Here is a 612-nt window from a genome sequence, read left to right on the forward strand (position 1 = left end):
ATCTCGCGGCGGATGAACGGCCCTGGTGTGAGTGGGTAGCCGGGTCTGGGGGGCGTGTGCAGTTGGTGTGGTCTCGGGGCCTGGCTGACCTGGCACGGGTGGCAGACGCTGAGAAGAGCGATGAGGAGATCGCCGCAGAGGAGATCGGATCGGAAGACCTGTTCCGCTTGCCGCTCGGCACGTGGAAGCGCATTTGCTTCACCGCTGCCCGGTTCGAGTTGCTTGAAGCTGTGGAGAAGGGCGGCAGAGAAGCGGGCATCGGCTTCCTCGAAGAGCGGGGGCTGATATGGCTTCCTGCGCTCGGTGCTGATATGCCCCCTGACACGCGGTGACATGCCACGATGTGTCAGTGACAGAGCATGGAATCGTCGGTCTCGCGGAGGTTGCGCGTCGCTGCGGCGTCTCCCTCTCGACGGTCAACCGCAAAGTGTCGAAACTGCGTGATTTTGGGGCTGAGAAGGATGCTTATGGGGTCTGGCACGTCCCCGTCACCGCAATCGAGGGCGTCGGCTGGACGATTCAGCCTGACATGCCACGACATGTCACCCCTGACATGTCAGTGACACGGCCTGACATGTCACCTGTGACCACCGAAACTCGCGCGCAACTCGA

2 protein-coding genes are annotated in these 612 nt (G+C 62.4%); both read left to right on the forward strand.

What is annotated here, in order from left to right:
* A partial coding sequence (locus tag ABD658_RS15285; protein ID WP_344744972.1) for a hypothetical protein occupies nucleotides 1-332 on the forward strand: 332 nt, incomplete at its 5' end.
* Nucleotides 333-349: 17 nt separating this feature from the next.
* Nucleotides 350-612, forward strand: a 263-nt coding sequence (locus ABD658_RS15290; RefSeq protein WP_344744974.1) for a winged helix-turn-helix domain-containing protein, incomplete at its 3' end; no start/stop codon positions are given.

Source organism: Nesterenkonia aethiopica, from assembly GCF_039534665.1.
Taxonomy (GTDB): domain Bacteria; phylum Actinomycetota; class Actinomycetes; order Actinomycetales; family Micrococcaceae; genus Nesterenkonia; species Nesterenkonia aethiopica.